Raw genomic sequence first — 14,639 nt, 5'->3', positions numbered from 1 at the left:
TCTGCTAGATCTGTGGGCTCAAATCCTTACACAATAAAAAATTTAAACCATATAAGGCATATAGGCTCATTGAAGATATGTACTGCAGATGCTCTGTGTCTATTGGCACGCAGAACGCATATTTAATTATTTTCCTAAAACTTATATGACCTTATATGCCTTATATGGTTCAAAAAAAACTTAAACCTCAAAAACTTATATGACTTATATGTTTAAAAAACACCTACTAACTTATTTTATTTATTTTTACACAAATTAAATCCCAATTGAATGAGTCGGTTTTTGACATTGTTTATTGTTTTACTCTTTCCTGTACTCCTTATTGGTCAAAATAATTTTGATTCTTTATTGGGTGAGTTGGATAAAACTGTAGACAATTACCAACAGTATTCGGATAAAAAAGAAGAAAAAATAAACAAGCTGAAAGAGTTGTTAGAATACACTTCAACCAATCTTCAAAAATATGAAATTGGTCAAAAATTATTCGAAGAATACAAACTCTATCAGTCGGATTCAGCCCTAGCATATGCTAGAAAAAATTTTCAAATAGCTAGTACGCTAAAAGATATACCCAAAATTAATTCGGCTAACTTAAACTTAGCTTCCATCATGGGAACCTTAGGTATGTACAAGGAAGCCACAGATGTTCTCCATAAAATTGACCTCAAATCCCTAGCCAATCTTAAAAGTGATTTTTACCGTGTTAGTACTACTATTTATGGCTCTATGTCAGATTATGCGGCATCGCCTCAGGAAAAAAAGAAATATGATGTATTAACACAGCGGTATAGAGATTCCACCATGCTGTCCTACCCATCTCAATCCAGTTTAAAATTTATTGACCAAGCCAGCAAACTCATCGAATACCAAAAATTCGATCAAACCTTAACCTTATTGCTGAAGCATTTTCCAGAAATTGCGAAAGATAATCCTGAGCATGCTGTTGTGGCGTATCTCATTTCACAATCCTTCCATGGAAAAAAAGAGACTGAACAAGAAAAAAAATGGTTGGCTATCTCGGCAATTTCCGACTTGCAGTTGGCCAAAAAAGAATATATTTCGCTACGTTCCTTAGCCTTTTTATTATACGAAGAAGGCGATATTGACCGCTCTTATAAATACATGAAGCGTTCCTTGGAAGATGCTGTTTTTTGTAATGCGCGTTTGAGAACCTACGAGATTTCAAAGATGATGCCCATTATTAATGAAGCGTATCAAAAGCAAAATGAAACCAATCGTTTCCAGTTAATCCTGTTTTTAATAAGCGCTAGTATTCTCTCTCTATTTTTAATGACGGCTTTGTTCCTTCTTTTCAAACAAATGAAACGATTGTCTACTGCCAAACAGGAAATCAGCTTGGCTAACAATCAACTTTCGGAATTGAATAAAGAATTATCCGTTTTTAATGAGAAATTGAACGAAACCAATAACGCCCTTTCTGAAACCAATTTGGTAAAAGAAATTTACATTGGTCGTTATATGGATCAATGTTCGGACTATATAGGCAAACTAGAAGGGTACCGCCGTAAATTGAACTTGATGGCAACCACGGGGAAAATGAACGATTTAGTAAGTGCCGTGAAGTCAAAAGATTTTATTGAAAACGAACTCGCTACGTTTTATACTAATTTTGACCAGACCTTTTTACAGCTTTTTCCCAATTTTATCAAAGAATTTTCGGCTTTGCTAATTGATGATGAAGCAACACAATTGAAAGACGGGGAATTATTAAATACCGAATTAAGAATCTTCGCCTTGATCCGATTGGGAATAAAAGACAGTGCCAAAATTGCTGTTTTTTTACGTTATTCGGTATCCACAATTTATAATTATCGTTCCCAACTTAAAAATAAAGCGGCAGGTCCTCGTGAGGAATTTGAAACCAAAGTAATGCAAATTGGCACAAATATAAAATCATAAAATTCTTTTTTGAAAGTCTGTTTCTGTATAAATCAAGCTTAAATGACTTTTTTATGTTCTAAAGTCACCACTTTTTTAGATTCTTTATTTTTTATAAGTGTCTGATATAATAATATTTATGATTTTATTTTTGCTTTTTAATCTACTTTTTTAAAATCGAAAAAATCTAACGAGTATAAAGAGCTTAATTTTACTTTTCAGAAATTTAAAAGACAAATAGTATAGTGTTGCCTTTTAAATAAATCGTTTGCGGAAAACTGTATTTGAGAAAATAATATTCACGCTTTTAGATTTAGAAGGAAGTCCAATAAAAGCACTTTCAAATTTCGAACAAATTAAAAACCAAAAATTAACTAGTAATTTATATTAAATAAAATGAAGCATTCTCTTTTTTCGCTACTTTTCACGTTAGCATTTTTCAGCAACGTTTCGGCACAACAATTAAAATCACCCAATCAAAAATTCCAAATGGAGTTTTCATTGCTTAGTGATGGTACTCCAAGTTACAGTTTGAACTACAAAGGAAAAGTAGTTGTAAAACCAAGTAAACTAGGTCTGGAATTAAAAAATGACAAAAAATCGTTACTAAATGATTTCACGACAATCGATACACAAATAAGTACTTTTGATGAAACTTGGAAACCAGTTTGGGGTGAAGAAGATCAAATTCGCAATCATTATAACGAATTGGCTGTTACCTTAAATCAAAACGGAACTGACAGACAAATCGTAATTCGTTTCCGTTTGTTTGATGATGGGTTGGGTTTTCGTTATGAATTCCCTGCTCAAAAAAACCTGACTTATTTTATAATCAAGGAAGAAAGAACCCAGTTTGCTATGACAGGCGATCATACTGCTTTTTGGATTCCAGGAGATTATGACACACAAGAATACGATTATACTACCTCAAAATTATCAGAAATTAGAGGGTTAACCGAAAAAGCAAAAACAGACAACGTTTCACAAACATCATTTTCTCCAACAGGAGTTCAAACTTCATTGATGTTGAAAACGAATGATGGAATCTACATCAATTTACACGAAGCAGCATTAATCAACTATTCTTGCATGCACTTGAATCTAGATGATAAAAACATGGTCTTTGAATCGTGGTTGACTCCTAGCGCCAATGGTGATAAAGGAAACATGCAAGCACCACAAACTTCGCCTTGGCGTACGATAATCGTGAGTGACGATGCTCGAGATATTCTAGCTTCAAAAATGACTTTGAACTTGAATGATCCTTGTAAAATTGAAGATACTTCATGGATCAAACCAGTTAAATATGTTGGAGTTTGGTGGGAAATGATTACTGGAAAAAGTTCTTGGTCTTACACTAATGAATTTCCATCAGTGCAATTAGGGATTACAGATTACTCAAAAGCAAAACCAAATGGAACTCACGGAGCGACTACTACTAATGTGAAAAAATACATTGATTTTGCTGCTGCAAATGGTTTTGGCGGTGTTTTAGTGGAAGGATGGAATATCGGTTGGGAAGATTGGTTTGGTCATGCCAAAGATTACGTTTTTGACTTTGTAACGCCTTATCCAGATTTTGATGTCAAAGGAATTCACGCTTACGCAAAAGCAAAAGGGGTAAAAATGATTATGCATCATGAAACTTCCGGATCTGTTCGTAACTACGAGCGTCATATGGATCAGGCATATCAGTTTATGAAAGACAACGGATATGATGCTGTAAAAAGTGGTTATGTAGGTGATATTTTACCAAAAGGAGAAAATCATTACGACCAATGGACGGTGAACCATTATCAATATGCCATCGAAAAAGCGGCCAAATATAAAATTATGGTTAATGCTCACGAAGCGGTTCGTCCTACTGGAATTTGCAGAACGTATCCCAACTTAATTGGTAACGAAGCAGCAAGAGGAACTGAATACCAATCTTTTGGTGGGTCTAAACCAAACCACGTAACAGTATTGCCATTTACTCGTTTAATAGGTGGACCAATGGATTATACTCCGGGAATATTTGAAATGGATTTATCAAAATTAAACCCTGACAATCATTCGCATGTAAACAGTACTCTTGCTAACCAATTGGCTTTGTATGTAACCATGTACAGTCCGTTACAAATGGCAGCTGATTTACCGGAGAACTACAATCGTTTTGCTGATGCATTTCAATTCATTAAAGATGTAGCAATCGATTGGACGGTAAGTAACTACTTAGAAGCAGAGCCGGGACAATACATTACTGTTGCTCGAAAAGCAAAAGGAACTAACAACTGGTTTGTAGGAAATGTAAATGGAGAAACGCCACGTACTTCAAACATAAAATTTGACTTCTTAGAAAAAGGAAAAAAATATATTGCTACCATTTATGCTGATGCAAAAGACGCTCATTATAAAACAAATCCTCAAGCGTATACGATTCGTAAAATGACGGTAACTAGCAAATCAAAATTAGCACAGTTATCTGCTCCAGGTGGAGGTTATGCGATTAGCCTTATTGAAATCAAATAATAATTGATTACTACAAATACAAAAAGGCTGTCCAATTGGTCAGCCTTTTTTATTAATAACACTTTCTAAATCAACTTTTTATATCAACTTAATAAAAAAGAACTAAATAACCAAAAAATGAAATCAGTCTATTCAAAATTCGTTGTCCTTTTTGTACTTTGCTGTGTATTGTTAGTAATCAACAAAACTATGGCACAAGAAAATAAATCAGCTAATGACCGTAAATGGTGGAAAGAAGCAGTAGTTTACCAGATCTATCCACGCAGTTTCAAAGACAGTGATGGAGATGGCGTGGGTGATTTGAAGGGAATCATTCAAAAATTAGATTACATCAAAAGTCTAGGTATTGATGTGGTTTGGTTAAATCCCATATACGGATCTCCAAATGCGGATAATGGGTATGATATTTCAGATTACCAAGCTATAATGAAAGAGTTTGGTACGATGGAAGATTTTGATGCTTTACTAAAAGGAATGCATGAAAGAGGATTGAAATTAGTGATGGATTTAGTGGTAAATCACAGTAGTGACCAACACAAATGGTTTCAAGAAAGTAGAAAATCAAGAGATAATCCCTATAGAGATTATTACCACTGGTGGCCAGCCGAAAAAGGGAAACCTGCTTTTCGCCCAGGCTCATTTGAAGCCGATGGAAGCGGATGGCGTTATGACGAACAAACGAATGCATATTACCTGCATTATTTCAACTACAAACAACCCGATTTGAATTGGGAAAATCCAAAATTACGTCAGGAGATTTATAGCATGATGAATTGGTGGTTCCAAAAAGGAATTGACGGTTTTAGAATGGATGTGATTCCTTTTATCTCAAAAGACACTGCTTTTCCAGAAATCTCTCAAGAAGAGTTAAACAAAAACTACCACGGCCGTTGGGATGTCTATTTGGCAAGCGGACCACATTTGCATGAATACCTTCAAGAAATGAATCGCGAAGTATTGAGTAAATACGATTGTATGTCATTAGCTGAAGGTGCAGGAATGCTAACTTCAACAGCTTTAAATTTTGTTGATGAAGACCGTAAAGAACTTAATATGGGCTATCATTTTGAGGGAACCAACTTGGGTTATGAACCTGGTTATTTCAAAAAAATGGGGCCCTATTCTCTAGTTGATTTCAAAAAAATCTATTCGGATTGGGACAAAGTGTATGAAAATAAAGGATGGGGAACTATTTATTTAGGAAATCACGATCAGCCAAGAATGACTTCGCGTTGGGGAAATGATGCGCCTGAATTTAGAGCAGTTTCTTCTAAATTACTAACCACCTTCTTGCTTTCCATGCGAGGAACTCCGTACTACTATAACGGAGATGAAATTGGGATGACCAATGCTAAATTTGATAAAATTGAAGACTACCGCGATATAGAAACATTAGCTGAATACGAGCATTTAAAATTAACGGGAGGCGATTTAAATCAATTCATAGAAAACCAAAAAACGGGAGGAGCCAGAGATAACGGACGAACTCCTTTTCAATGGAATAATTCAGAAAACGGAGGATTTACAACTGGAACGCCATGGTTAAAAGTAAATGACAATCACGTTAGTCTAAATGCTGAAGCACAAGAAAAAGACCCCAATTCGGTTTTAAATTACTTTAGACAAATGACACATTTGCGTAAAACAAATCCTATTTTGGTTTATGGTAAATATACTTTATTAGACAAAGAAAATCCAGATGTTTATGCGTACACTAGAGAATTGGACGGGGAAAAGGTTTTGGTCTTGTTGAATTTTTCTTCCAAAAATGCTGAAGCAAATACAGATCTAATGAGTAAAAAAGGAAAAGTATTAATTGACAATTACGGCAAAGCTTCTAAGTCAGGAGAATTAAGACCTTATGAAGCCGTTATTTATCAATTGAAAAAATAGATAGAATTAATATTAGAATTAATAAAAAGCAAAAAGGCTGTCCAAATCGGACAGCCTTTTTTAATATTTAGAATTTTTAATCTAATTTACTTTGATCAATTTAACATCAAAAAGAATAACAGAACCTCCTGGAATTGGCCCAGTCGTATTGTTTCCATAACCTAATTGAGCTGGAACCAAAAGTACACCGCTTCCTCCCTCTTTAAAATAAGGAATTCCTTCTGTCCATCCTTTTATTACTTGATTCAAACCAAATGAAATTCCTGAGGCATCACTTTGATCAAAAACAGTTCCGTTTGTAAAGTATCCTTTGTAAGCTACTGTTACATTAGAAGACGCTGTAGGTTTGATACCTGTTCCTGGCTCATTAATGACATAATACAAACCTGTATCTGTTTTGGTAGCTGTCAATTTGTTTTTGGCAATGTAGTCTACAATTTCTTGGTCGTTTTTAGCAACATAATCAATTGTTTCTGTTGGTGCTGTTACTTCAGCATCGTCTTGTTTACAAGAAATAAAAAGAGTGAAAATTAATGCAATAAAAGTGTATTTCATGGTAAAATTATTTTTAGAATGGCAAATATAGTCAATTCAACAATTGCCTTTTATAAAAATTATTTGTCTCCATAAATCTGAACATCATCAACCTGAAAAGCACCATCTAAAGCTAGATTTTTTCCTGATCCAATATATTTAAACGCAATATTGATTTTTCCTTTATAAGATGATAAATCAACTCCACCACTTCCTACAAACTGATACCAAGGCGTGGCTTGTTTGGGTAAAATCACCGAAACAGGAATCCAAGTAGCCGTTTTTACATTCAGTCCATCAAAATTAGTAGAAACATATACTTCTAAAGTATTCAAAGGAGAATCTACATCGAGATGATGCTGGGCGGTTCTAAAAGTGAGTACCTCATTCGTATGCATATCCATATCAATTTTTGGTGAAATCAACCACGCAATATTAGAGTTTACTTTTGTGCCAGAAATATTAAACTCAGCATAACCGTTACCCGAATAGACAGTTCCTTTCCAAAAAAGGGTGCCACTTTGTACAATATTAGCCCAACCCGGCAAACTTAAATTGGATTTGTCCACCACATTTTTAAAATCCTCAGCAAAGAATGGAGCCTTTCTTATTCCTGTCATTACTACATCCTTTTCTGAGCGAGCTATTAATTGATAATCGGATCCAAATTTAGTCAATACCCCTCTTACTTTTCCGCTTCCATCAGGCACTAGTTTACCCGCAAAATCAGCATAACTACTGGTTCTAAAAATGACTTGATTTCCTTGTTTGTCTACTAAACTCCAATTAGTCGCCCCACCAATATTGTTTGCTTCTTCAAAATAATGACGCCCTATTGCCGCCTCCGTAAACTGAACATCTGACAGTTCAACTAGCGTATTCAAGTTAGAATCCTGCAGCAAATCGGCAATTGAAATCGATCGTACCAATTGATCCTCTGTTAAAGTCGTGCATGAAGCATGCAATACATTTTTATAATCGGTTTGAGAAAGTCGCCCCACTGCGCCTTCGTTGTACGTATTGACATAAATTCCTCCAATTCGTAAACTCCCATAATTGATATCGGTATATTGATTTTTTAATTTTACATATACTTTATTCCCTAATCTAAAATCAACATAGGCATTTGTAACGTCTATTGGAACACTAAATCCAATGGCTGGACTTGTGGCTGTAGCCAATGTTTGAAAGGATATCGTCTTGAAAAAATTTCCAAATTCATCTGTAGAAACGACGTAGGCTTCAATGACATCATCGTACAAATATTGCGAAACAATAGCAGCTGCAGTACTATGCACTTCGGCAACCGTTTTATTCACGATCAAATCAGGTTGATTGCAGGTGAGTTTAGGAACAGTAACTTCATCACTAATACAAGAGGAAAAGAAGATAACTAAAACTAGCAAAGAAATAATTGTATAATATATAGTTTTCATAATGAATGATTTATAAATTGAAACTAAGGTTTACGAAATAAGTCCTTCCATAACCATAAAAATATTTGTTGCCAAAAGAAGGAGTTCCACTGGAAACATCTTGATTGAGTTGTCTAAAATTTGCATTTCTAGCTTGTTCATATCCACCCGTTTTGTATTTAGTGTCTAAGGCATTATTGATACTTACAAATAGTCCTACATATTTCCCTCGAATGCGCCACGATTTCCCTCCTGTGAAATTGAGTAGCAACACGGGATCAAACTTTTCTTGTTTTAATAATTCAGCAGCTCGTGCTTCTGATGCTTCTGGAAATGGAAATCCACTTGTGGGGTTAGTATAAAAATGACTCGTTCTAGAAATGGGCGAAACATCGATATAGGTATCTGCTAGATAATTTACATTGGCACCAATCCACCAATATTTAGGATCACGGTATTCAATTCCTAGAGCATAGGCCTGTTGTGGCAGACCGGCTTGTTTGTAATTTTTTAATAAAGCGGTACCAAAATCATAGGATGGATTTGTATTCTCTATAGATGCTACTGCATCATTATTGATACTCACATTCGGATTACTATCATAAATATAGTGTCCATACCCAGCAGATAAACTCGTTTTAAAAGTAGCCGATATTTGGTACTCAAAACTGAACTCGGCACCCATATTCTTTTTGTTTAAATGGGTTAAAGTCTGACTCACGAATGCGTTGGTGTTCGTATATCCCGCCCCATTATCAAAAATTCCTTCGGCGTAGAAGAAAGAAGTTTTCGTTGCGTCTTTTATTGTAGAATAATACGCTGTGATCCTTGCTTTCATTTTAGGAGAACGGAATAAGTAGCTGGCATCCACACTGTTTATATTTTCACTTTGCAAGCCATCAACAATGGAATTATTGAGTCGGGAATTAGGGAATGTATTGCGTATTGTAGGTGCTTTAGTCAAATGAGCTGCATTGAAAGTCAGCATTTGTTTTCCTGAAACTTTATAGGTTAATCCGCCCTTGAATCCGAAGTTTTCAAATTGCACTTTTTCACTTTTCCCGAAAGATATCGTTTCATAAATTCCGTTTTTATAGAGCCCTTCTCTTTGATAATTAGTACTAGAAAAAGATTGTGCCAAATAGAAATCGACCTTACTGTAATTGAACTTAAATTGAGTAAAGGCATCTAGTGTATTGGCCACATAATTATAATTGTACCCGTACTCCTCTCCTACCACCACTTGCCTATTGGGATTATTTAAATCCGATTGCGCTTGATTCCCATCATAAAAACCGTCAATATCTTCAAAATAATTCCCGCCTAACAAATCCAAAACCTTTTGATAATTATGTGATTTTAAATTACTGAATGAACCACCCGCATTTAGAATCAAGTTTTCATTGAGTTGGGTATTGAAATTGGTGTTCACTGTCATCGTTTTGTCATCGGTTCTATCTTCGTATAAAACGTAGTGACTTTGTGCGGCTTCATAACCTGTTATAGTTCCGTTTGCATCTAGAATTGGTTTTTGATTGGCTCGGTACATGGCGTCCCAATCGATTTGTGGGTTGGCTAAAAATTCAATCCTGCTTTTCTCTGCATTGTCATAATCAGGTGTGAAATCCCCCGAAAATTCTCCATTATCCTTGGCATAAAGCGACAAATAATACGAAGGTAATTTTCTAAAATAGGTTGGATCTGGACTATTGGCACTTTGATAATCAATATTGCTATTGCCTATTTTTCCAAATTGATACATCACACTCGTATTTAAATTGGTATGGTCATTTATTTTGAAAAAATGATTGAGCATCAAGATGGGTTCTTCGATGGTTTTGGTTCTTGCATTTCGCTTTTTTTCGTCTTGATATCCCCAATAAGAATTGTACTTTTCCGAGGTCAATTGCGTTACCTCAGCAGTATTTGGGGAATTTTTACCTCGGGTATTGGGTGTGTAAAATCCTGTGAAATTCAAGGAATGTTTGTCGCTTAACTTCTTTTCCACACTCATAAAAAAAGAGTTGGCATCGTATGTTGTTCCTTCGAAATACCCTTCTTCCGCCAATCTTTTCCCTGCCGAAACAACCAAAGCCCAACCACTGCTTCCCATTCCAGAAGCGTAAGTTCCCATAGTACGCCAACTGTAATTAGTATTGGTACCTGAAAATGTGATTCGGGTGCCGGGTCTATAAATAGAAGCTCGGGTGTTGATTTCTTGGGTTCCAAGAATTCCACCAAAACTATAATCGGAGGGTGTTGTTCCTACGGAAAATTCCTGATTGCGAGTGGCGTCATTGAGTCCACCCCAATTGCTCCATTGTGGTCTACCATCATAACGTTTGTTCATGGTAACACCATTGATCATGGTCGTGGCATTCTCGCTGTCTAATCCTCGTATTCGGAATCGGGCTTGTCCCCAATTGAAAGCGGCGGCTTGTTGAAAAGCATCTTTGGAGGATTGCAATAAACCGGAGGTACTTTCGGAACCGCTGTTGTCATCCGTTAAATCATTTTCATACAAGCGAATTACACTTGTTTGTAAGTCGGTAATTTGGTCGTCTTCTAAGAATACGTCTCCAAGATTTGTGATTTGATTGGCTACAATCGTCACTGGATATAAGGCATCTTTGAAACCTTGACTGTGAAAAAGCAATAGGTGCTCTCCGCTAGCAACGGACTCGAAAACAAACTCCCCGTCAAATGTGGTGAGTTGCATTAGATTCGTATTTTGTACTGAGATCACTACGTAAGGGAGTGGTTTCTGGGTTTTGGAATCGATCACTCTTCCTGAAATACCGGTTTGATTTTGTGCAAAAGCAAGTCCTAGTGGAAAAATAGAAAAAAGAATCAGGAGAACATTTTTCATAAATACATTTGTGTTATATAGCCCACTTCTTTCCCTGTTAGATTTTGGAAAATGTTGTTTTTGATAAAATTTGATTTATTGACTGTACAGCAAAGCATCCCGAACGGGATTCGTAAATCAAAATAATAGAAAAATGTTTTTGGGAATTTTAAAAACTATAAAATAGTGGTATTGAGAAACCTAACAGACTGTATTGTATAATAATATTTTTTAAATGTAATCAAAATACTATTAAGTTGTTCGTTTCCAATAAAAAAAATAACCCCGGAAGTTTATGAGGTGAATTTCACAAAAAGTTGTAAAATAATCCCGATAGCAACAAGTATCCTTTATTGCCCCATTTTGGCAATAAAGATACTGTGTATAGCGGGGCTAAATACTATTGTGAAAAAGAGAAGTGGTATTACTAAAAAAATTACTGAATGGCCTTAATTCGAGAAACCATAAAGGCTATTAACACTCCAAATACACCTATGAATGCGAACGAAAATCGCAAACTGGAAAGCTCAGCAATATAGCCAATTACTGGTGGTCCCATTAAAAACCCTAGAAAACTTACGCTTGAAACGATCGTTAAAGCTTCGCCTGGTGGAACAGAAGGATTTTTTCCTGCAATGCTATAAAGTGTTGGAACAATCGTTGAAACTCCAATTCCCACAAACATGAAGGCAATGGTAGCAGGAATGATATAGGGGAAAAATACGGCGGTGAACAACCCTCCCGAAATTAAAAACCCACTGATTTGCATTACGGGTTTTCGTCCAAATTTATGAATGAGTCCGTCTCCAAAAAAACGTCCACCAGCCATCATAATCATAAAGGAAGTATATCCTAGAATCACTAATGGTCCCGGAGCGTGAATGACATCTTTGAAATAAACCCCGCTCCAGTCAAACATAACGCCTTCGCTGGCCATGCAACAAAAACCGATGACTCCTAACCATATAAGAGCAGAATCCGGTTTTGTGAATAATTTTTTCTCTTCGGTTTTGGGGATTTCTTTGGCTTTTATCAGAAATTTATAATTGAATGCCATCAGCAAAAACACGATTACACCCACTATCCAAAAATGAACATAGGGAGTAAGTTGTAATGCCAACATTCCTAAACCAACTAAAGCGCCTGTAAAACCCGCAAAACTCCACATCCCATGAAAAGAAGACATGATGGTTTTTTTAAAAAGCTCTTCGGTATATACGCCTTGTGTATTTACGGCTATATTAGTTAGATTACTAAAAATGCCAAATACAAATAATCCTAATGACAATTGCCAAGGATTTGTGGCTAAACCTAGATTAGTCAAACTTATTACATATAATATGGAAGAAAATATCAAGATGCGATGGCTGCCGAAACGGGTTACTAATTTACCCGAAAAAGGCATAATCAGTAATTGCCCAAGCGGAACGGCGAATAAAATAGTTCCTAATTCAGCTGATCCTAAATCTAATGCCGTTTTAATATCTGGAATTCGGCTTGCCCAAGTGGCAAAACACAATCCCATACCAAAATAAAAAGAGGAAACCGCCCAACGTATTCTATTAAGATAAGAAATCTTAGCATTTTGATACGTTTTCTTATATTTCCCTTTGGCTTTAAACTGCGTTATAAATTGTAAATCAATCAAAATGACAGGCTTTTATAATTAATGGACAAAAATACAAAAAGCATTGATTCATTGTGTCTAAACTACACCGGTACTTATAAATACATCGTTATTGTTTATAAAAAAATAAAATATCACTTGTAAAGTATATTTTATTTATAAAAAACAAGTTAAAATAACTGATTTACAAACCATTAAGAGATTAATGGATAAACTTAATCTCTCAATGGTTATTACTTTAAAATAGAAATCTTAACTATAATTCGATTATTTTTTTCTGAGCACTACTTTGAATAGCTGCCTCAATAATTTGCATCACATGAACGCCGTCTTGCGCCGTAACTGGTTCTATCGTATTGTTCACAATGGAATGATAAACACCATCAAAAAAACTATAATAATTCCCTTGCAATGTTGGAATTTTTCCATGGATTATTTTTCCCTCTATTTCAGTATGCAACAGACCTTCATTATCAATTGATTCTGTTCCCCAACTCGCTAAGTTTGGTTTTTTTCCAATTTTTAAATCATTCTCTTGTATGTCCCCTCTCGGTTTTAAAAAGGAACCTTTTTTACCCTGAATTTGATAGGCAGGAATAGCTTCTCGAACAAAAAAACTGGCTTTTAATCGGACGCGTAAAGTATCGTAATACAAGGTAATATCGATCCAATCATCCACTAATGAATTGTCTCTAGTGAAGCGAATATCCCCCATAACAGCAGTAGGAAAACCAAATAAATAAAGGGCTTGATCGATAAGATGCGGACCTAAATCTTTTAAAATCCCTGCGCCAGAATTGGCTGTCTCTTTATGTTGTTTTGGACTCAGCTTAGGATTGTAGCGGTCAAAATGGAATTCGGCTTCCACAATATCACCCAAACTTCCGTCTAACAACACTTGACGAACCGTTTTTAAATCACTATCCCATCGGCGGTTTTGAAAAACGGCCAATTTCACTCCTTTTTCTTTGGCTAAAGCTGCTAGTTCCTGCGCTTCGGCAACAGTTGTCGTAAAAGCTTTTTCGACAATCGCATGTTTGCCTGCTAACAACACTTTTTTGGCGTATTCAAAATGCGTTCCTACTGGTGTATTGACAATTACTAAATCAACATCAGCCGCTAGAATTTCTTCTAGAGAGGCATAACTTTTCACTTCAGGATAATCCAGTTGAATTAATTTTTTACTTCTTTCCCAAGAACCCATCAATTCAAATCCGGGATGAAATTCTATAAATGGGGCATGGAATACTTTTCCAGACATTCCGTAGGAAAGTAAAGCGGTTTTTATTTTTTGCATAGTATTATTTTATAAAACACGAATTTAAACTTTTTAATAGTAACACCTTTTATATTTAAACTAGATAAGGCATATAAGGGCATTTAAGAAATGTATTCAAGTACTCTGTTTCTGATGGAACGCGGATTATCGCATATCATTTTACTTTATTCTATCATAAAAAATCTGTGAGAATCCTTTTAATCTGCGGTCCTATTTTTTTACCACAGATTCCACAGATTAGCACAGATTTTCTTTTTGCACTGTTCAAAATTTAATAAATCGGTACAAACCGGTTCAATCCGTCAGCTCTGCGGGCTAAAATTCTAGCACCTTAAAAAAAATTAAACATATAAATAAACAAAACTTACATGACCTTAAATACCTTATATGGTTCAAAGCTTCTACTTTTTAGAAAAAAACTTATGTGCCTTATATAGTTCAAAAAAAACCTCTTCGAAAAAAACTTATATGACTTATATGTTAAAAAATTTAACCATATAATTCATTTAAGAAATGTGATGCGTCTACTCAGTATTGCCTTATGGAACAGGGATTATCGCATATCATTTTACTTTATTCTATCATAAAAAATCTGTGAGAATCCTTTTAATCTGCGGTCCTATTTTTTTACCA

General features: G+C 35.3%; 8 protein-coding genes. 3 read left to right on the top strand and 5 right to left on the bottom strand.

Annotated features, from left to right (window positions below):
• Positions 1 to 270 precede the first annotated feature (270 nt).
• The 3 genes from AB3G39_RS02570 (at position 271) to AB3G39_RS02560 (ending at position 6,303) form a co-directional block, all read left to right on the top strand.
• Positions 271 to 1,920 carry a DUF6377 domain-containing protein gene (locus AB3G39_RS02570; protein WP_369765937.1) on the top strand — a complete coding sequence of 550 codons (1,650 nt, stop codon included), beginning with the start codon at positions 271 to 273 and terminating at the stop codon, positions 1,918 to 1,920.
• 375 nt (positions 1,921 to 2,295) lie between these two features.
• Positions 2,296 to 4,410 (top strand): glycoside hydrolase family 97 protein, encoded by a 2,115-nt coding sequence (locus AB3G39_RS02565; RefSeq protein WP_367772681.1) that lies wholly within the window; start codon positions 2,296 to 2,298, stop codon positions 4,408 to 4,410.
• Between the two features lie 117 nt (positions 4,411 to 4,527).
• The gene (locus AB3G39_RS02560) at positions 4,528 to 6,303 is read left to right on the top strand and encodes an alpha-glucosidase (protein ID WP_367772683.1); all 1,776 of its coding nucleotides are present in this window, start codon (positions 4,528 to 4,530) and stop codon (positions 6,301 to 6,303) included.
• A gap of 81 nt (positions 6,304 to 6,384) precedes the next feature.
• Here AB3G39_RS02560 and AB3G39_RS02555 read toward each other — a convergent pair whose 3' ends face one another.
• The 5 genes from AB3G39_RS02555 to AB3G39_RS02535 all read right to left on the bottom strand — a co-directional run bounded on the left by AB3G39_RS02555 (position 6,385) and on the right by AB3G39_RS02535 (position 14,024).
• Entirely contained in the window at positions 6,385 to 6,858 is a 474-nt protein-coding gene (locus AB3G39_RS02555; protein WP_367772685.1) for an FKBP-type peptidyl-prolyl cis-trans isomerase, read from the bottom strand.
• A 59-nt stretch (positions 6,859 to 6,917) separates the two neighbouring features.
• Entirely contained in the window at positions 6,918 to 8,273 is a 1,356-nt protein-coding gene (locus tag AB3G39_RS02550) for a DUF5689 domain-containing protein (RefSeq protein WP_369752838.1), read from the bottom strand.
• A 10-nt stretch (positions 8,274 to 8,283) separates the two neighbouring features.
• Positions 8,284 to 11,121, bottom strand: coding sequence for a carboxypeptidase-like regulatory domain-containing protein (locus tag AB3G39_RS02545; protein ID WP_369769668.1), 2,838 nt, complete (start codon positions 11,119 to 11,121; stop codon positions 8,284 to 8,286).
• A gap of 415 nt (positions 11,122 to 11,536) precedes the next feature.
• A complete protein-coding gene (locus AB3G39_RS02540; protein ID WP_367772691.1) occupies positions 11,537 to 12,748 on the bottom strand; it encodes an MFS transporter in 1,212 nt (403 codons plus the stop codon).
• A gap of 235 nt (positions 12,749 to 12,983) precedes the next feature.
• Complete coding sequence (locus AB3G39_RS02535; RefSeq protein WP_367772693.1) at positions 12,984 to 14,024, bottom strand: Gfo/Idh/MocA family oxidoreductase; 1,041 nt, start codon at positions 14,022 to 14,024, stop codon at positions 12,984 to 12,986.
• Between the last annotated feature and the right edge of the window lie 615 nt (positions 14,025 to 14,639).

It is taken from the genome of Flavobacterium sp. WC2416, from assembly GCF_041200095.1.
GTDB lineage: Bacteria > Bacteroidota > Bacteroidia > Flavobacteriales > Flavobacteriaceae > Flavobacterium.
This window is presented reverse-complemented; position numbering and strand designations above follow the sequence as displayed.

Coding starts and splice junctions, on each gene's coding strand:
- AB3G39_RS02570 (WP_369765937.1), top strand. CDS start 271: ATGAGTCGGTTTTTGACATTGTTTATTGTTTTACTCTTTCCTGTACTC.
- AB3G39_RS02565 (WP_367772681.1), top strand. CDS start 2,296: ATGAAGCATTCTCTTTTTTCGCTACTTTTCACGTTAGCATTTTTCAGC.
- AB3G39_RS02560 (WP_367772683.1), top strand. CDS start 4,528: ATGAAATCAGTCTATTCAAAATTCGTTGTCCTTTTTGTACTTTGCTGT.
- AB3G39_RS02555 (WP_367772685.1), bottom strand. CDS start 6,858: ATGAAATACACTTTTATTGCATTAATTTTCACTCTTTTTATTTCTTGT.
- AB3G39_RS02550 (WP_369752838.1), bottom strand. CDS start 8,273: ATGAAAACTATATATTATACAATTATTTCTTTGCTAGTTTTAGTTATC.
- AB3G39_RS02545 (WP_369769668.1), bottom strand. CDS start 11,121: ATGAAAAATGTTCTCCTGATTCTTTTTTCTATTTTTCCACTAGGACTT.
- AB3G39_RS02535 (WP_367772693.1), bottom strand. CDS start 14,024: ATGCAAAAAATAAAAACCGCTTTACTTTCCTACGGAATGTCTGGAAAA.